This window comes from Rhodoluna limnophila, assembly GCF_005845365.1.
Taxonomy (GTDB): domain Bacteria; phylum Actinomycetota; class Actinomycetes; order Actinomycetales; family Microbacteriaceae; genus Rhodoluna; species Rhodoluna limnophila.
Window position 1 is genome coordinate 513,877 of sequence record NZ_CP040509.1, and the last position, 18,759, is coordinate 532,635.

General features: G+C 53.8%; 18 protein-coding genes. All 18 read left to right on the forward strand.

What is annotated here, in order from left to right; translation table 11 throughout:
• Positions 1-9 precede the first annotated feature (9 nt).
• The 18 genes from rsmH (at position 10) to FFA38_RS02610 (ending at position 18,688) form a co-directional block, all read left to right on the forward strand.
• Positions 10-972 (forward strand): 16S rRNA (cytosine(1402)-N(4))-methyltransferase RsmH, encoded by a 963-nt coding sequence (gene rsmH, locus FFA38_RS02525; protein WP_138315428.1) that lies wholly within the window; start codon positions 10-12, stop codon positions 970-972.
• A complete protein-coding gene (ftsL, locus tag FFA38_RS02530; RefSeq protein ID WP_138315429.1) occupies positions 969-1,538 on the forward strand; it encodes a cell division protein FtsL in 570 nt (189 codons plus the stop codon). Before rsmH ends, ftsL begins: the two co-directional genes overlap by 4 nt.
• A 16-nt stretch (positions 1,539-1,554) precedes the next feature.
• Positions 1,555-3,321, forward strand: coding sequence for a peptidoglycan D,D-transpeptidase FtsI family protein (locus FFA38_RS02535; protein WP_138315430.1), 1,767 nt, complete (start codon positions 1,555-1,557; stop codon positions 3,319-3,321).
• A 2-nt stretch (positions 3,322-3,323) separates the two neighbouring features.
• Positions 3,324-4,865, forward strand: coding sequence for a Mur ligase family protein (locus FFA38_RS02540; protein ID WP_138315431.1), 1,542 nt, complete (start codon positions 3,324-3,326; stop codon positions 4,863-4,865).
• On the forward strand, positions 4,862-6,274 hold the full coding sequence (locus tag FFA38_RS02545) for a UDP-N-acetylmuramoyl-tripeptide--D-alanyl-D-alanine ligase (RefSeq protein ID WP_138315432.1): 1,413 nt from the start codon (positions 4,862-4,864) through the stop codon (positions 6,272-6,274). The genes FFA38_RS02540 and FFA38_RS02545 overlap by 4 nt, the downstream gene beginning before the upstream one ends.
• Positions 6,271-7,371 (forward strand): phospho-N-acetylmuramoyl-pentapeptide-transferase, encoded by a 1,101-nt coding sequence (gene mraY, locus FFA38_RS02550; RefSeq protein WP_138275249.1) that lies wholly within the window; start codon positions 6,271-6,273, stop codon positions 7,369-7,371. Before FFA38_RS02545 ends, mraY begins: the two co-directional genes overlap by 4 nt.
• A gap of 2 nt (positions 7,372-7,373) precedes the next feature.
• Positions 7,374-8,840 carry a UDP-N-acetylmuramoyl-L-alanine--D-glutamate ligase gene (murD, locus tag FFA38_RS02555; RefSeq protein WP_138315433.1) on the forward strand — a complete coding sequence of 489 codons (1,467 nt, stop codon included), beginning with the start codon at positions 7,374-7,376 and terminating at the stop codon, positions 8,838-8,840.
• The gene (gene ftsW / locus FFA38_RS02560; RefSeq protein ID WP_138315434.1) at positions 8,837-10,072 is read left to right on the forward strand and encodes a putative lipid II flippase FtsW; all 1,236 of its coding nucleotides are present in this window, start codon (positions 8,837-8,839) and stop codon (positions 10,070-10,072) included. Before murD ends, ftsW begins: the two co-directional genes overlap by 4 nt.
• Complete coding sequence (locus FFA38_RS02565) at positions 10,069-11,136, forward strand: UDP-N-acetylglucosamine--N-acetylmuramyl-(pentapeptide) pyrophosphoryl-undecaprenol N-acetylglucosamine transferase (protein ID WP_138315435.1); 1,068 nt, start codon at positions 10,069-10,071, stop codon at positions 11,134-11,136. Before ftsW ends, FFA38_RS02565 begins: the two co-directional genes overlap by 4 nt.
• 51 nt (positions 11,137-11,187) lie before the next feature.
• Positions 11,188-12,579 carry a UDP-N-acetylmuramate--L-alanine ligase gene (gene murC / locus FFA38_RS02570; protein WP_138315436.1) on the forward strand — a complete coding sequence of 464 codons (1,392 nt, stop codon included), beginning with the start codon at positions 11,188-11,190 and terminating at the stop codon, positions 12,577-12,579.
• Between the two features lie 4 nt (positions 12,580-12,583).
• Positions 12,584-13,540 carry an FtsQ-type POTRA domain-containing protein gene (locus FFA38_RS02575; protein WP_138275254.1) on the forward strand — a complete coding sequence of 319 codons (957 nt, stop codon included), beginning with the start codon at positions 12,584-12,586 and terminating at the stop codon, positions 13,538-13,540.
• A gap of 142 nt (positions 13,541-13,682) precedes the next feature.
• Positions 13,683-14,891 carry a cell division protein FtsZ gene (gene ftsZ / locus FFA38_RS02580; RefSeq protein ID WP_138315437.1) on the forward strand — a complete coding sequence of 403 codons (1,209 nt, stop codon included), beginning with the start codon at positions 13,683-13,685 and terminating at the stop codon, positions 14,889-14,891.
• A gap of 3 nt (positions 14,892-14,894) precedes the next feature.
• A complete protein-coding gene (locus tag FFA38_RS02585; protein ID WP_253786191.1) occupies positions 14,895-15,593 on the forward strand; it encodes a YggS family pyridoxal phosphate-dependent enzyme in 699 nt (232 codons plus the stop codon).
• 39 nt (positions 15,594-15,632) lie between these two features.
• A complete protein-coding gene (locus FFA38_RS02590) occupies positions 15,633-16,064 on the forward strand; it encodes a cell division protein SepF (protein ID WP_138275256.1) in 432 nt (143 codons plus the stop codon).
• A gap of 24 nt (positions 16,065-16,088) precedes the next feature.
• A complete protein-coding gene (locus tag FFA38_RS02595) occupies positions 16,089-16,376 on the forward strand; it encodes a YggT family protein (protein ID WP_138275257.1) in 288 nt (95 codons plus the stop codon).
• Between the two features lie 125 nt (positions 16,377-16,501).
• Positions 16,502-17,260 (forward strand): DivIVA domain-containing protein, encoded by a 759-nt coding sequence (locus FFA38_RS02600; RefSeq protein WP_138315438.1) that lies wholly within the window; start codon positions 16,502-16,504, stop codon positions 17,258-17,260.
• 3 nt (positions 17,261-17,263) lie between these two features.
• Complete coding sequence (locus FFA38_RS02605; protein WP_138315439.1) at positions 17,264-17,758, forward strand: signal peptidase II; 495 nt, start codon at positions 17,264-17,266, stop codon at positions 17,756-17,758.
• A gap of 3 nt (positions 17,759-17,761) precedes the next feature.
• The gene (locus FFA38_RS02610; RefSeq protein WP_138315440.1) at positions 17,762-18,688 is read left to right on the forward strand and encodes an RluA family pseudouridine synthase; all 927 of its coding nucleotides are present in this window, start codon (positions 17,762-17,764) and stop codon (positions 18,686-18,688) included.
• Positions 18,689-18,759 lie beyond the last annotated feature (71 nt).

Genomic DNA, 18,759 nt, shown 5'->3' on the forward strand with positions numbered 1-18,759 from the left:
AGGGTCACCATGTCAAAGCAAATTTCTGAACTTCACGAACCGGTACTTCTAGAGCGAGCAATTGAACTTCTCGGCCCTGCACTCGAAATCGAGGGTGCAGTGCTCGTGGATGGAACCCTTGGTCTTGGCGGACACAGTGAGGCATTCCTGGAGCGTTTTCCCCAGCTGACACTGGTGGGCATCGACCGTGACCCTAAGGCACTTGAGCTGGCTGGCCAGCGTCTAGCTCGATTCGGCAGCCGGGTCCACCTAGTCCACGCTGTCTATGACGAGATCCTTGAAGTTCTTGACGACCTTGAAATTCCTGCCGTGCAGGGCATTTTGCTTGACCTCGGTGTTTCTTCGATGCAGCTTGACGAGCGCGACCGCGGATTTGCCTACTCGTATGAGGCTCCGCTGGACATGCGTATGAACTCGACTGAGGGTAAGACTGCCGCTGACGTTGTGAACGGCTATTCCGAATCAGAATTGGCCCGAATCTTCAAAGAGTATGGCGAAGAGCGTTACGCCAAGGCAGTCGCGAGAGAAATCATCGCGGTTCGCAAGGTAAAGAATTTCACCACCAGTACCGAACTGGCCGGTTTGATTGCAAAGGTTATCCCGTTCATTCCGGGTAAGAGTTCTGGGCACCCTGCCAAGCGGGTGTTCCAGGCCCTACGTATCGAGGTCAATGGTGAGCTCGAAGTTCTAGAACGAACCATTCCAGCGGCTCTGGATGCTCTAGCCGTCGGTGGCCGCATCGTCGTTATGTCTTACCACTCGCTTGAGGACCGCATCACCAAGCAGGCTTTGGTTGCCGCGGCCAACTCCTCGGCTCCGATTGAACTGCCGATTGAGCTTCCTGAACATGCTCCAACCGTGCGTCTTTTGGTCAAAGGCGCCGAAGCAGCAACCGCCCAAGAAATTACTAGAAACCCAAGAGCAGCATCGGTCAGACTCCGTGCAGCAGAAAAGATCCGGAGCGCCGCATGAGCACCCTTCGCCTAACCAAAGCGCCAGCACAGACTCGCGTACGCACTCAGCAGCTGAAGGCAGCGCCAATCCAGTGGCAGAACTCGCGTCCGGGCATGGTCGTAGTGGCAACCATCACTATCGGTGCACTTGCGATTGCACTGCTAAATCTGCTCCTGCACATCATGACCTCAAACGCCGTTTACGAGTTGGCTGCTCTCCAGCAGGAGCGCAAGGAACTTACTACCACCACTCAAATTTTGGGTGAAGAGGTTGACTCTCTGTCTTCTCAGCAGAACCTTTCAAACTCAGCGCAAAAGCTGGGCATGATTGCCAACGCCAACCCAGTTTTTCTTCGTCTCTCAGACCAGAAAGTATTGGGTAAGCCGCAGGAAGCTTTGAACACTGCGGGTCGCATTTCAAAGAACCTAATCGCCAACGCCGCTCTTACCGAGGTTTCAACTAACCTCACTGCAAGCGTGGCTTCAGCTGAGGCCGCTTCTGCCTCCGGTGTCGGTGCTGCAAAAAGTTCTACAAAGCCGGTAGTTTCAAATGGTGATGCAATTCCGGCTTCACCAACCCACTAGATAGGCAGGACGGCAGATGGTTTATCTGACGCCTGGGAACCCTAACAAACGACTCAAGAAAGTCGTTGCCTTTGTTCTAGGGCTTGCAGTGGTTTTTGGAATTCGGTTGGTTGATCTTCAAATCATCGAAGCAGACGCAATCAACGCAAAGTCTTACGAAAAGCGCGCGGTTACTCGAGTCATTCCGGCATTGCGCGGTTCAATTCTGGATGCCAACGGTGAGGTTTTAGCTCGAACCGTGTTTCGCTATGACATCAACGTTGCCCCAAGCAAGGTTGCGCCGGTTAGTCGCACCGTTGATGGCAAGTCCGTTGAAGTATCTGTCGATGAAATCGCCGGCGAGATTGGCATCATTCTCCAAATGGACAAAGCTGAGGTTCTCACCAAAATCTCTGGCGTTGGTGAATACGCTCAAGTTAAAAAACGTGTAGATGCAGAGATGTATCGCAAAATTCGAGACTTAGATATTCCCTGGATGTACTACGACCCAATTCCTGATCGCCTTTATCCAAATGGTGCGGTAGCCGGCAACATCCTTGGGTTCCTTGACTCTGAGGGCATCGGTGTAGAGGGCGTCGAGGCAATGTATGAAAAGTGTTTGGCTGGCCAAGATGGAAGCGAGACCTTCGAAAAGGGCGTTGACGGCATCAAGATTCCATCGAGTGCCGTGATTACAAAAGAGGCTGTTCCAGGGCGCGACATCAAGATCACAATCAACGCCGACCTTCAGTATTTTGCCCAGCAAGTCATGGCTGACACGGTCAGAAACACCAATGCCGACTGGGGAACAGCGATTGTGATCGAGGCCAAGACCGGTCGAATCCTTGCCGCAGCTGAGGCACCTAGTGTTGACCCGAATGCGCCTGAAAAGAGCGATGCCGAGGACCGCGGATCACGAATTTTCCGAACCGCATTTGAGCCGGGTTCAACTTTGAAGACGATTACCGCGGCTACCGTGGTCGACACCGGTGCCGGTAACGCCGAAACCCAGGCTGTCGTTCCGTACGCATTCACGCTGCCAAAAACCGGTTACGTGGTGACCGATTCGCACTCCCACCCGAATGAAAAGCTAACGCTGACTGGAATTCTGCGCGATTCTTCCAATACCGGAATCATCAAAATCGGCTCATCTGTTGACTACAAGACCCGCTATGAATACCTCGAGAAATTCGGATTGGGTAAGAAAACCTCGATCAACTTCCCTGGCGAGGGTTCTGGCTTGCTCAACGCGGTTGAAGACTGGGACGGAATCAAGCAGTATGTCTCGATGTTTGGCCAGGGTATTTCGGTCACGCCTATCCAGTCAGCGATGATGTACCAGGCCATCGCAAACCAGGGTGTTCGATTGAACCCAATCTTGGTTGAGGGTTGTGAAGATGACGGCGGCAACATTCCAACGGCAGAGGTAAAACCAGGCGTCAAAGTAATTTCGCCGGAGGCTGCCAACGAAACCATGTTGATGATGGAGAAAGTTGTCGAGCATGGTCCGATCGGGCACTACGGATACGTTCCGGGCTACCGTCTAGGCGCCAAGACAGGTACCGCGGAAATTCGCGATGAGGCAACCGGTCGATACGGCAATCTTTATGCGGTTTCTTACATCGGTGCCGGTCCGGTCGAAGACCCTGAGTATGTCGTTGCTGTGACTGCATTCAAGACCCGAACTATTCGAAACTCCCTTGCCGTGGCGACACCGTTCAAGCGAATTATGCAGCAGGTTTTGCGGACATACCGAGTACCGCCTTCAACCACGAAATCTCCGAATATTGCTGAAGAATGGTAGCGATGAGTACCCAAGAGCAAATTCCTCCGATTCTTCGCCCTGACCACGTTGCACCGGTCAGTTTGTCAGCGTTCGCCGAGCGTTTTGGCCTTACCGCGCCGCAGCGCGAGGTTGAGGTGACCGGCATCAGCATGAACACCGGCGACTTGCGCGCGGGAGACCTCTTCGTTGCCATGCCCGGTAAAAAAACCCACGGTGCCAAGTTCATCGCAAAGGCCATTGAGCTTGGCGCTATCGCAGTTGTCACCGATGCCGCTGGGGTTGCCGAAGTTGGTTCCATGGATGTTCCGGTGCTAATTCAAGAGAATCCACGCGCCCACCTCGGTGAAATGGCAGCTTATGTCTACGGAAATGTTCCAGGCAACATGCCGCTATTGTTCGCGACAACCGGAACCAATGGCAAAACGTCGACCAGCTACCTACTCGAGGGAATCTTGCGCCAGCTGGGTGAGACTACCGGTCTAACTTCGACTGCCGAACGGCACATTGCGGGCGAGGTGATTGTTTCGCGTCTCACCACCCCCGAGTCACCTGAAATGCAGGCGCTGATCGCGAGAATGCGTGAAAAGGGTGTTACTGCCGTTGCCGTCGAAGTTTCTGCGCAGGCCCTCTCGCAGTTGAGAGTTGATGGTCTCCACTTTGACGTGGTTGGTTTCACAAACTTGAGTCACGACCACCTAGATGACTATGCGGACATGGATGAATACCTAGCGGCAAAATTGCCGTTGTTCTCTACCCAACGCGCCAAGCGCGGCGTGGTTTGCCTAGACACCAAATACGGCCGTGAAGTTGTCAGAAAGAGTGAAATACCGGTGGTGACCATCACCAGCGAGATGGGTGTGGATGCTGACTGGCACGTTGCCATCACGGCTGAGACCCCGAAATACACTTCTTTCGTTTTGGCTGGGCCAGATGGCATAAATATCCGTTCGCGAATTCCAATTCTTGGTGCCCACATGGCGGCCAATGCAGGTCTGGCGATTGCCATGTTGGTTGAGGCTGGCTTTGACGCTGCTCGAATTGCAAAGGCAATTGCCGGTGGCATAGATGCCTACCTTCCAGGCCGCACAGAGCGAGTAACCGGTGAATCGGGTCCAGACGTATATGTAGATTTTGGTCATAGCCCAGATGCATTTTTGAATACACTCGCGGCTGTCCGTAAAGTGACGCCGGGGCGAGTGTTTATGGTGTTTGGTGCTGACGGGGATCGCGATGCATCCAAGCGGCCAGCAATGGCCAAAGTCGCTGCCGAAGGTTGCGATGTTTTGGTCGTTACTGATCACCACCCGCGTTTTGAAGATCCAGCCTCGATTCGCAAGACGCTCGTCGAGAATGCACTGGCGGCTCGACCGGAGCTTGAGATTTACGAAGTGAGCCCTCCTGAAGCAGCTATTCGAAAGGCTGTCGCACTCGCTCAGCCAGGTGACGCGATTCTGTGGGCTGGTCCTGGCCACCAGGATTATCGCGACATCAGGGGAGTGAGAACTCCATACTCGGCAAGAGCTGAGGCCCGGTCAGCACTCAAAGAATCAGGTTGGTCATGATTAATCTGACCCTGCGAGAAGTCGCCGGTGCTATTGGTGCCCTAATTCAGGCCAATGATTCAGCTGCGGCCGCGAACATAGTGGTTTCTGGTTCGGTAGAAACCGATTCACGCCTAGTGGGCGCCGGGAGCCTATTTTTTGCCAAACCCGGTGAAGTTACTGACGGTCACCTGTTCATCGGTGCTGCAGCTCAAAAGGGCGCAGTGGCTGCCGTGGTTGATCATTTTGTTGCAGAGGCTTCAGACACCCCGCAGTTGATAGTCACTGATGTGGTGGCTGCTCTTGGCCAACTGGCAGCCTTTGTGCTGGCCAAGGTGCGCCAGGAATCCGATCTCAAAGTAATTGGCATTACCGGTTCGAACGGTAAAACCACTACCAAAAACATGCTCCGGGCTATTCTGCAGACCCAGGGCCCGACCATTGCCCCGATTGAATCTTTCAATAATGAGGTTGGCGCTCCCATTTCGATTCTGAAGGTAGATGCTGAAACCAAGTATTTGGTTGTTGAACTGGGCGCCGGTGGGCCAGGCAGCATTGCCTACTTGACTGACATCACGAAACCAGACATCGCTGTGGTCCTGAAAGTTGGATTGGCCCACGTTGGTGAGTTTGGTGGCATTGAAGGCACTGCAAAAATCAAGGGCGAGTTGCCTGCGCGCCTGACGGCCGATGATTTGCTAATTCTGAATTCTGACGACGGCTACGTGCGTGACATGCCATCTGAAGCAAAGCGTTTGTCTTTCGGAACTGCAGGAGATGCCGATTACCGCGCAACCGGCCAGGCGTTGACCATTGACGGCACCGAGTTTGAATTGCACTGGCCAAATGCCGAATTGAGCAAAGTAAAGCTTCAGATTCTTGGCGAGCACCATGTCATGAATGCTCTGGCTTCAGCTGCAGTGGCTGATCAGCTTGGTGTTTCTAGGGCTCAAATTATCGGAGCTCTTGAGGCTATGCCGCTTGCCGAGCGCTGGCGCATGGAGGTTAGGCATCGGGCCGATGGGGTAACCGTAATCAACGATGCCTATAACGCGAGCCCGGATTCAATGAAGGCTGGCTTGCAGACCCTCGCTCAATTGGGTCGCTCGGGTCGCCGCACGATTGCCATCCTCGGCGAAATGGCCGAACTTGGCGCAGCTTCAAGAGAACAGCACGATGCAATTGGTCGAATCGTGGTTCGACTCAACATCGATCAGCTGATCGTTGTGGGCGCCCCGGCGAAACTGATTCACATGGGTGCTGAGCAAGAAGGTTCGTGGGCCGGCGAGTCAAAATACTTCGAGTCAATTGACGAAGCTTTGGCTCATGTTCGTGGAATGCTTGTGGCTGGCGATATTGTGCTGGTCAAGTCATCCAAATCTGCCAACCTAAGACACCTGGGGGACGATTTGATGGAGGTTAGTTCGTGAGAGCGATCTTGCTTGCCGGTGGCGTTGCCATGGCGTTTACCCTATTGGCCACACCAGGATTTATTTGGTTGTTCCGAAAGCTCAAGTGGGGCCAATTTATTCGCGAGGATGGCCCACAGGCACACCACACTAAGCACGGCACCCCAACCATGGGCGGCGTGGTCATCATCGTTGCGGCTGTACTCGGCTACTTTGTAGGAAAACTCGTCAACTTTGAAACGCCTACCATTTCAGCCCTTTTGGTGCTCTTTATGCTTGTGGGCTTGGGCCTGGTCGGGTTTATCGATGACTTCATCAAGACTCATAAGCAACGCAGCCTTGGCCTCACCGGCTGGGCAAAAATAGCACTTCAGGGTGTTGTGGCAACCGTATTCGCAGTTCTAGCGCTGCAGTTTCCGAACGAAACCGGATTGACCCCAGCTTCAACGCAAATCTCATTGGTGCGGGACACCGGCCTTGACCTGATGATGTTTGGTTCGATAGCCGGCGTAATCCTGTTTATCCTCTGGATTTACATCTTGGTTGCCAGCGCATCGAATGGTGTGAACATCGCCGATGGTTTGGACGGTCTTGCTACCGGTTCATCGATTATGGCTATCGGTGCCTACACTGTGATCGGATTCTGGCAGTTCAACCAGGCCTGTGGTCAGGTCGTCGAGAACATTGCCTCCTGCTACAACGTGCGCGACCCTCTTGATTTGGCAGTGGTGGCATCTGCCATCGTCGGTGCCCTCACCGGTTTCCTCTGGTGGAACACTTCTCCGGCTCAGATTTTTATGGGTGACACGGGGTCCTTGGGTCTGGGTGGCGCACTCGCTGCGCTGGCAATTCTCTCGCGCACTGAACTCCTGCTTTTGCTTATCGGTGGAATTTTTGTCATCGTCACCGGCTCGGTAGTCGTGCAGCGCGTCTTCTTTAAGATCACTAAGTGGAAGACCGGCACGGGTAGGCGAGTGTTCCTGATGAGTCCGCTGCATCACCACTTTGAACTCAAGGGCTGGGCTCAGGTTACCGTTGTGGTCAGATTCTGGATCATCGCTGGTCTTTGCGTGCTTGGTGGCATCGGACTGTTTTACCTCGAGTGGATTTACGGCTAGACATGAATGAATTAGAAAAGCTCAACAGTTGGCATGCCGATTGGCGAGGGCTTCGGGTTGTGGTTTTCGGTCTCGGAGTCACCGGTTTTTCAGTAGCTGACACCCTTGCCGAATTGGGTTGTCAGGTTTTGGTTGTGGCCGAAAAAGCTGACCCAGAGCTACTCGATATTCTCGATGTAATTGGTGTTACTCACATCACCGGTGAAGCCGCCAAAGGGCTTCCGCAACAGGTCATTGATTTCGAACCTCAATTAGTTGTTACTTCGCCCGGCGTTCGCCCAGACCACGACCTCCTCAGTTGGTCGGCCGAGCAAAGCATTCCTATCTGGGTAGACATTGATCTTGCATGGCGTGTGCGCGATAAAACCACACGTGTAGCCGATTGGTTAGTGGTCACTGGTACCAACGGTAAAACCACCACCGTCCAGATGGTCGAAGCGATGCTAAACCGCGGTGGAAAAAAGGCGATTGCCTGCGGAAATATTGGAACACCGATCCTCGATGCCATCCGTGACCCTGAGGGCTTTGACGCTCTCATCGTTGAATTATCGAGTTTTCAATTGCACTACTTGGGTGAAATCCACCCGTATTCAAGTGCAGTTCTGAACTTGGCTGACGATCACCTTGACTGGCACGGCTCATTCGAGGCCTACCGAGATGCCAAGGCCAAGGTGTACGAGAACACTGCGGTTGCTTGTGTTTACAACACAGCCGACTTGGCTACCGAAAAAATGGTAGAAAACGCTGATGTTCACGAGGGTGCCCGAGCAATTGGTTTCACGACCGGAACTCCGGGCCGCAGTCAGGTTGGGTTTGTCGAGGACATCCTGTGTGACCGCGCTTTCCTTGATGACCGAGCCAATTCTGCACTCGAAATTGCCACGCTGGACGGCCTGTCAAAAATCGGTGTGCTAACCCCACACCTGATGGCAAATGCTGCTGCTGCCGTGGCAATGGCACGTTCTTATGCAATAGATCCGGCAGATGTTAGAGCGGCGCTGCTCGACTTTCGTCTTGATGCCCACCGCATCGAACTAGTTACTGAACAGGATGGCATTCGCTGGATCGATGATTCCAAGGCCACCAACCCGCACGCAGCTGCTGCGTCATTGAACTCATTCGAAAAGGTCATCTGGGTAGTGGGTGGCTTACTCAAGGGCGTTGACCTCAACGATTTAGTCAAGAAATTTGCGGACCGGTTGAGCGCTGCCATTGTGATTGGTGTTGACCGCTCGCACGTCGTTGAGGTTTTGTCGACCCAGATTCCAAACCTGCCGGTGGTTGAAATTAGCTCTGCAGACAACACCGATGTAATGCCACAGGTAGTCGCCGCGGCAAGTAAATTCACCGAATCCGGTTCGGTAGTGCTGCTGGCACCAGCTGCCGCATCTATGGACCAGTTCAAAGACTATGCCGACCGCGGAAACCAATTTGCCGAAGCCGTGCGAGCACACTTGGAGACACCATGAAGAAATCTCAGGTGAAGCCGGCCAGGCGTCCTTCTGTCAGCCAAGTTTCGGCAGCATCACCGAGTGTGGCCTCATTGGCGTCTCGCTGGTTCGACAAAGTCTTCCGAGCCCAGTCGATTCACTTTTACCGACTGCTAGGAGTCACGCTTTTCCTAGTTACCTTCGGAGTCGTCATGGTGCTGTCGGCATCATCTATCGACTCGCTGGTAGCCAACAACAATTCGTTCAGCGTGTTCGCGAAGCAGAGTTTTTTTGCCGTGGTCGGCCTTGGCGTAATGGCTCTGGCATCCTTGCTGTCTACGAGTTTTATCCGGTCAAAGGCAAAGCTCCTGTTCGGCATATCTATGCTCCTACAGGTTGCAGTTATCTTCATCGGTAAAGACATTAACGGAAACCGAAACTGGCTTGACTTTGGTTTGTTCGCGATTCAACCATCAGAGTTTTTGAAAATCGCGGTCATTCTTTTTGTGGCTAATTACTTGGCGCAACAGGCAGATTACCTGCACGACCGTGCAGTTTGGGTGCGTGCCCTGGTGATTTCTGGCGCGGCCGCTACTTTGGTGATGTTGGGACGAGACCTCGGCACCGTGATCATCATGGGCATCACCTTCGTGGGAATGCTTATTTTGGCGGGCATGCCCCAAAAACTAATCAACCTTGTGCTTGTGCTTGCAGCGGGGGCCCTCCCGCTGGCAGTAATGGGCAGTGGGTCCCGAATGGGTCGAATCACTGCTTGGATGAACCCAAATGCGCCAGACCCATTTGAATACAACTGGCAGTCAGAACACGGCATGTGGGCATTGGCAGCCGGTCGAATTTTTGGTGCGGGTTTGGGCGAATCCAAAATGAAGTGGAGTTGGATTCCTGAAGTTGAGAACGACTTCATTTTTGCCGTAATCGCTGAGGAACTCGGCCTAATCGGTGCCCTGGTCGTGATTATTCTGTTTGTCTTCCTCGCATTTGCCTTCCTCAGAATCATGCAGCGAACTCAAGATGATTTCAGTCGCATCGTGGTCTCCGCAGTCATGCTTTGGATTGTTTTCCAGGCTCTGGTAAACATCGCGGTAGTGCTTAGGTTGCTTCCGGTACTTGGTGTTCCGCTGCCATTGATTTCTGCCGGTGGATCCTCGTTGGTCGCTAACCTAGGTGCAATCGGAGTGGTTTTGGCAATTGAGCGAGAGAATCACGCCAATCCGTACCAGGAACGTCGCAAGCCGGGGCGTCGCCGATGACCAATTTTTTGCTGGCTGGCGGTGGCACTGCTGGGCATGTGAATCCGCTACTTGCTCTGGCTGATCAAATCAAATATGATTCGCCGACCGACCAGGTGTGGGCCCTTGGAACCAAAGAGGGGCTGGAAAGCGCTCTGGTGCCGGCACGCGGCTACGAATTACTGACCATTGCTCGGCTGCCTTTTCCGCGGCGACTTGGCAGTTACGCTTTTGGGTTTGTACCTAAGCTTTTGCGCGCCATCAAGCAGGTTGAAAACATCATCACCGATAAAAAGATTGATGTTGTAGTTGGCTTTGGTGGTTATGCCAGTGCGCCGGCGTATTTGGCTGCCAGACGCCTGGGTGTTCCGGTTGTGGTGCACGAGGCCAACGCACTGCCAGGTTGGGCAAATAAATTGGGCGCAAAGCGTGCCGCTGCCGTGGGTGTGGTGTTTGAATCGACACCGATCAAGGGTGCGGTCAAAGTTGGTATGCCGCTACGCCGTGAAATCGAGGCCATCGCAGAATTTCGAGACAAGCGTGCTGCCCGCGAGCACTTTGGTTTAGATCCGGATTCGGTCACAATTTTGGTGACTGGAGGGTCTCTCGGGGCCAAGCGTATTAACGAAACTCTCGACCAGTCACGACATCTGCTCGCCGCGGCTGGCATTCAGGTGCTGCACATCGTTGGTGGCAAATCTGAACTCGATGAAGTCAGCGAAGCGGGTTACGTGCGATTGAAATATTGCGACCGGATGGACCTAGCCATCTCAGCAAGTGACTTTGCGATTTCACGCGCAGGTGCCTCCACAGTCAGCGAATTTATGGCGGTTGGTTTGCCGGCTGCATACATCCCGTACCCGGTGGGCAACGGAGAGCAGCGCTTCAACGTTGAGGGTCTCGTTACCGCAGGTGGTTCCGTGCTGGTTGAAGACGCGCAGTTCACTCCGGAATACGTTGCCAGCGAGGTTATCCCGATGGTGTCGAATACCAAGCTCTTGAGAAGCATGGCCGAAAAGGCCAAGGCTTTTGGAATTGCAGATGGCTCATCCAGGTTGCTATCGCTCATTCGCGGTGTTTTGTAAGCCAATTTTCAGGCCTCGAGCCTAGTCTTGTAGACGAGTGTTAGGAACCGCATGATCAAGCCCGATTTTTCACAGCCTGTACCCGAAGACCTTGGAGTGGTTCACTTCATCGGTATCGGTGGTTCGGGTATGAGTGGCATCGCCCGAATCCTGTTGGGCATGGGCCACCGAGTCACGGGCAGCGATTTGCGCGATACAGCGACTGTAGCCACACTGCGTGAACTCGGCGCCGAGATAACCATCGGGCATGATGCGGCGAACTTGGGTAACCCAGACACCGTGGTTGTGACTTCTGCGCTTTGGCCGACTAATCCTGAGTATGTCCTGGCCAAAGAGCGGGGAATCCCAGTGATTCACCGTTCGCAGGCTCTTGCCTACCTAACCACCAAGCGAGATGTAATTGCCGTTGCCGGTGCCCACGGTAAAACCACCAGTACCGGAATGATTATCACAGCGCTTTTGGGCTTGGGTGAAGACCCGAGCTTTGTAAATGGCGGCGTAATTGCCTCGCTAAATGCTTCCTCAGCCAGCGGTACCGGAAACCTGTTTGTTCTCGAAGCCGATGAATCGGACGGTTCATTTTTGCTTTACAACACGGCCGCTGCCTTGATCACCAACGTGGACGCCGATCACCTCGACCACTATGGCACCGAAGAAGCGTTTGAGGCCGAATTCGCAAGGTTTGCCAGCGGCGCTCGAGATTTTGTTGCAATTAGCTCTGACGACCCTGGCGCGGTGCGAGTGACTCGGCTAATCAAGGACAAGCGGGTGCTGACTTTCGGTCGGGCTGATGACGCAAATTTCCGATTGTTCGATGTCGATGCCAGTGGCGCTCGGGTTTCGTTCAGCGTTGAACACGGTGGCCAAATTTACTCTGCTACGTTGCGTGTGCCTGGCGAGCACAACGCCATCAACGCAACCGGCGCGTTGGCAGTTTTGGTTGGCCTTGGTTTTGACGCAGAAAAGAGCCTGGCCCAGATTGCCGAGTTTGGTGGAACTGACCGTCGCTTCCAACTGCACGGCCAGGTTCGCGGTGTATCCGTTTATGACGACTACGCACACCACCCAACCGAGTCAGCTGCCGCCATCAAAGCGGCCAAGGCTGTTCTTGGCGACCAGGGTCGACTCATCACAGTGTTTCAGCCTCACCTATACAGCCGGACGCGTCTGATGGCACAGGAGTTTGCTGACGCCCTTTCGCTGAGTGACGAAGTAATTGTTCTCGACATCTATGCGGCGCGAGAAGATCCAGAGCCGGGCGTGACGGGCGCACTGGTATCAGACCGATTCGCCGATAAAAATAAGGTTCACTACGTGCCTGAGTGGGATGACGTTCCAGCCGTGGCGGCTTCGATTGCCAAAGACGGTGACTTCATCATGACCATGGGTTGCGGTGACATTTACCGGATGTGCCCAGAGCTGTTGGAAGAGTTAAAGAAGTAGTTTCGTGAAGCGCCCCCAAGCACGTTCCGGCAATCCGAAGGCAAGGCCAACGGGGTTGCCGAGCGCACCGGCGAGGGCAGATTCTGCGTCAAAGGCGGCCAAGCCAACCAAGGCAGCAAAAGTTGCCAAGTCGACCAAAACATCAAGACCGACAAAGGCTATCGAACGTCGCGAAACTAAACGCCTCAACCTGGTGCGCAAGTCTTCGTCTAAGCGCGGGCTAAGCGCCAAACTCTCTGCCGAAGCAAAACGATTCACCGCTTACTCGCGTCGTCGTCGTGCCATCACAATCACCGTGGTGTCAGCGTTTTCATCGTTGTTGCTAATTGTTTTGGCTACCGTGGTCACTCCCGTTCTTGCGGTTGAAAAAATTACTATCTCTGGTACCGATCGGATCAAGCAAGAGTCGGTTCAAAAGGCCCTCAAGAGTCAGATTGGTAAGCCGCTTCCGACGGTTAATTCAGCTGAAATTGCGAGCCTGCTCGAAAAGTTTCCCCTGATTGAGAGTTTCGCGATTGTGAGCCTTCCTCCTCACGGTCTAAAAATTCAAATCACCGAGCGTCAACCGATTGTGATCATTGAATCCGGGGGAGTGAAGTACCTCTACGACCCGGCTGGAGTTCGTGTTGGTAAGGCTACGAGTAAAGACAAGTACCCCGAAATGGCCATCGCTGGACTTCCAGAAAACAGTAAAAACTTTGCGGCGGCAATTGACGTGCTAATGGCGCTCCCAGCCAGCCTGCTCGAGCGGTTGGCCTCGATTGATGCCAAGTCAAAGGATGACGTCACCATGCGGTTGCGTGGGTATTCCGGGCAGCGAATTATTTGGGGCGATGGCTCCAACTCGGTGCTGAAATCTAAGGTGCTAGCTGCCCTAATCAAGAACCAAAAGAAGAACGACATGGTCACCTTTGACGTGTCCTCACCGAACGCACCGGCAGTGCGTTACGGAAACTTTTAGACACGCCTACGAAGTTCCGACAATCTCCTTCGCTTACGGCTTACTTTCTTGGCGCAATGCATTAAATCGGTAAAACCGTAAGCCTCATGTAGAGGTTGAGGGTTTGGGGTTGAAGCATAAAAAGCGGAAGCAGAGGATTATCGTGGGTCTAAATCAGAACTACCTAGCAGTTATCAAGGTTGTTGGCGTCGGCGGCGGCGGTGTAAACGCACTAAACCGCATGATTGATGCTGGCCTTCGTGGTGTTGAGTTCGTAGCCATTAACACCGATGCCCAAGCGCTTTTGATGAGTGAGGCACACGTGAAGCTCGACATAGGTCGCGAACTGACTCGCGGTCTAGGTGCGGGTGCTGACCCAGAGATCGGCCGTCGTGCGGCCGAAGACCACGCCGATGAAATCGAAGCCGCCCTCAAGGGCGCCGACATGGTTTTCGTCACTGCCGGTGAAGGCGGTGGTACCGGTACCGGTGCCGCTCCAGTGGTTGCCCGCATTGCAAAGTCTCTTGAAGCGCTGACCGTGGGTGTTGTTACCCGTCCATTTGGTTTTGAAGGCAAGCGTCGTGCCCAGCAGGCCGACCAGGGCATTGATGTGCTCCGTGGTGAAGTTGACACCCTAATTGTCGTTCCAAACCAGCGTCTGCTCGAGCTCGTCAACAAGACTGTTTCGGTCGTCGAGGCATTTGCCACCGCCGATGACGTTCTTCGTGCTGGTGTTCAGGGCATCACCGACCTGATCACCACTCCGGGTCTGATTAACCTCGACTTCGCCGACGTTAAATCGGTCATGAAGGGCGCTGGTTCAGCGCTGATGGGTATTGGTACCGCCAAGGGTGAGGACCGCGCTGTTCGTGCGGCTGAGCTGGCTGTATCTAGCCCGCTGCTAGAGGCCAGCATCGATGGCGCACACGGCGTCCTGCTTTTGGTTCAGGGAGCATCAGACCTCGGTCTTCACGAGATCGATGAGGCCGCTCGACTGGTCCAAGAGGCCGTGAGCCCTGAAGCCAACATCATTTACGGTACGACCATCGATGACACTCTCGGCGATGAAGTCCGCATTACTGTTATCGCGGCTGGTTTTGATGGCGGCACCCCGCAGGTGCGCAAGGTTGAGCGCAAGCCCTACTCTGCCGCTCCTGCTGCGGCAGCTGGAGGCTGGTTTGCATCAAACCCTGCACCGGCAACCGAGGCCATTTCAGTTGTGACTCAAGACGCCGAGGTCGACGCAGTCGAAGCCACTTCAGTTGCTACCTCAGCAGAAGCTCGCTCTGAAGAATCAACCAGCGTGGCTCAGCCGCAGTCAAATGACGGAACCTGGGGCGACGACCTAGACATTCCTGAGTTCCTGCGCTAAAAATTGAGTCAGTCTGGCGCCTCACTTCGTGATCGCTACTTCGATGTAGTGTCGCGGATTGAGTCTGCTGCTTTGTCTGCAGGCAGGGATTCGAGCGAAGTCGAATTAGTGGTTATTTCCAAAAATCACCCGGCTTCTATGGTGGTTGATTTGGCTGCGATGGGCGCCCGAAATTTTGGTGAAAATCGCGATCAAGAGGCAAGGCCAAAATCTGAAGAGGTTTCAGCCGCTGGTATTGAGGGAATAACCTGGCATTTTGTCGGGCAATTGCAGAGCAACAAGGCAAAGTCGGCGCTTTCCTATGCCAAAGTCCTGCATTCTCTTGACCGTGAATCACTGCTTACGGCAGTTGCCAAGGCTGCTATTGATTTGCCCGAGCCGGTGCAGGTATTCATTCAGTTGAACCTAACCGATGACCCCGGGCGCGGGGGAATTCAGCCTGCGAGACTTGAAGAATTTGCCAACCGGGTCCTATCTTCTCCAAATGTTGTGCTGCTGGGAGTCATGGGTGTCGCGGCCCTGGATCGACCACCGGCCCAAGATTTCGAAACCATTCGTCGGGCATCCCAAAAGCTGCAGACTATTCAACCGTCAGCGAAATTTATTTCTGCTGGAATGTCAGAGGATTTTGAAGAAGCGATTGCCTTTGGCGCGACACACGTTCGGGTTGGCAGCGCCATTACCGGAAAAAGGCAGTACTAGCCATATTCTGGAGTAGAAGTAATCCGCAGGAGGGTAATTATGGCTGGTCTAATTTCACAGGTTTCAGGATGGCTTGGTCTTGCTGACGAGACCGAGGCTCTTCCAGCGCGTCCGGCAGCAGTTCCTGCCGGCGAACAGCGTCAGGTAGCACGTGTTACCCCGATGCGCCCACGTCGTGGAAACACCGACGTCAACGAGATTTTCACCATGGAGCCACGCTCTTACTCAGAGGCTCCTGAGGTTGCCGAGAACTACCGTGTCGGTATCCCAGTAATCGTAAACATGAGCAACATGTCTGAGGCTGACTCAAAGCGCATGCTCGACTTCATGCTCGGTCTAAAAGAAGGCCTAGAGGGTCACCTAAAGCGTGTAACTCCAAAGGTTTTCCTGCTTACCCCAAACCACGTTGCTGTTAATGACGAAGAACAGGGTCAGGCCGAAACCGGCGACGACCTAATCGTTCGTCCTTAGTTTTAGATAGTTTAGGTTCGAGAAATGGGTCTGCTTTCAGTCGTTCTTTGGTGGCTGCTGCAGATCCTTTTTCTTGCCCTTTTGGGTCGTTTGGCCGTAGACCTGGTCAGATCAGTAAACCCAAGTTGGCGACCAAAGGGAATGGTCTTGGTCCTGCTCGAGATCATTATGACGATTACCGACGTGCCGCTTAACTTCGTTCGTCGATTCATCCCACCAATTCGAATGGGCGCCATTGCTTTCGACCTAGGTTGGACGCTTCTGGTGATGGTAATTTTCTTTGCCCAGCGACTGGTTCTGGCTATCGCCTAATTAACCACCGCTCCGCCACTTTTTGCGGATCTCGGTTGTACCCAACCACAGTCTCTCTAAGGTAATCTTTTCTTTTATCGAGCCGTTTTCCCCAGCCGGTCGTTTAGCAAATAAAGAGGTGCGCGATGCCATTGACTCCCGAAGATGTAGTCAATAAGAGATTTCAGCCGACCAAATTCCGCGAAGGCTATGACCAGGATGAGGTCGATGATTTCCTGGACGAAATCGTCGTTGAGCTTCGACGCGTAAACCAAGAAAACGAAGACCTACGCCAGCGTCTGTTGGCATCTGAGGCCCGCATCGCTGAACTCCAGCGCAGCGGCGCCGGCCTGGCCGACCAGCTTAATGCTCCGACTGCTGAGGCCGCTTTGACTCCGGTCTACAGTCCTGCAGCCCCAAGTGCCTTCCCAGAGGCAACTCAGGACCCATCGACTCTAGACACCAACAACACCAACAACCTCCTTCAGTTGGCGCGAAAGCTACACGAGGAGCACGTCCGTGAGGGTCTAGCCAAGCGCGACGCGCTAATTGCAGAGGGTCACGCGACTGCCGCTCGTGTTGTTCGCGAGGCCGAAGCCCAGCAGCGTGCTGACATGAGCCGCCTTGAACAGGACAAAGCGCTTATCGAGCACCGCATTCAAGAGCTTCGGAGCTTTGAACGCGAGTACCGCATCAAGCTGAAGACATACATCGAGGCCCAGCTAGCCGATCTAGGTGACTCAGATGTTGCGCCCGAGGACCGACCAATTACCTCGCCGGCTCTTGGCTACAACTTTGAGACAGCGCCGGCGCCAGCGCCAGCTGCCGACAACATTTTCCGACCAGAGCCTTACGGATTCCAGGCTTTCGGGAACGAACAGATCAACAACGAAAACAACTACTAGTCTGTGACTGTTAAAAAAGCGGCCTTGGTCCGCCAGGTTTGGTTTTTGGGTACGGCATGGCTGGTTATCGGCGTCGATCAGTTCACAAAGCATTTGGCTATCCAAAATTTAGAGTTTGCCAAACCGGTTGATTTTCTTGGTTCGATTGTTCGTTTGAACCTCTTGTACAACGACTCTGCAGCTTTCTCGCTAGGTTTCGGGGCAACCTGGATTTTCACCCTGCTCTCGACTTTGGCAACTCTGGCTCTGCTTTGGTTCAGTCGTAAAATCCAGTCAAACTCGTGGGCACTGATGGGTGGAATTTTGCTCGGGGGAGTCGTGGGAAATCTAATCGACCGCTTAACTCGCGATCCTGGATTTGCTATTGGCCACGTGGTCGATTTCATCCAAATTCCATTTAATTTTGCCGTGTTCAACATTGCCGACATTGCGATCGTCAGCATGTGCGTCTTGGCTGCGATCCGTGTAATTCGCGGCGAAAAAATCGGCCAAGAATAATCCATGACATCCCTCAAGCTACTTCCGGTTCCAGATTCATTGATTGGCGAGCGAGCCGACGCCGCTCTGGCCAAGATGATGGGATTGTCACGTTCCGCAGCGGCAGATTTGCTTGCTGATGGTCACGTACTGCTAAACGGAAAAACAATTGGCAAGTCAGATCGTTTAGTGGTTGATGGCTATCTAGAAGTTTCAATGCCGACTCCCAAGACACCATTGGCCATCGTTCCGGTTGAAGTTCCTGGATTCAAAATTGTTTACCAGGATGAAGACATCATCGTGGTTGACAAACCGGCAGGAGTGGCCGCACACCCGTCGGTGGGTTGGGACGGCCCGACGGTCCCGGGGGCACTGCTGGCCCTTGGCATCCAGATTTCGACATCGGGGGCGCAGGAGCGCCAGGGCATTGTTCAGCGCCTCGATGTTGGCACCAGCGGCCTAATGACCTTGGCAAAGTCTGAGATCGCCTATTCGCGCCTTAAGCAGGCATTTAGAGATCGTGCCGTTCACAAGGTTTACCACGCGGTGATTCAGGGCCACCCTGATCCGCTTTCGGGCACCTTCGACGCCCCAATCGGCCGCCACCCCAAGGCTGAGTTCAAGTTTGCTGTCATGAATGACGGAAAGCATTCGGTTACCCACTACGAAACCCTTGAAGCTTTTCCTGCTGCATCGCTGGTCGAGGTGGTCCTCGAAACCGGACGAACTCACCAAATCCGAGTGCACTTCTCAGCTTTTAGGCACCCACTGGTTGGTGACACAATGTACGGCGCCGATCCAAAGTTGGCAGCCAAATTAAACCTTGATCGCCAGTGGTTGCATGCCATGAGGTTGAGTTTTGAACACCCAACCCAGGGTGGCACCGTTGAATTCAGCAGTGAGTATCCAGCTGACCTTGCCCATGCCCTCGAGGTCCTCAGGGCCAGCTAAAATCACTCGGCAAGCCTGATATCTCGAGCCTCGGCGCGGGGTTAGGCTGGTCTTCCACCACTTTTAAGGAG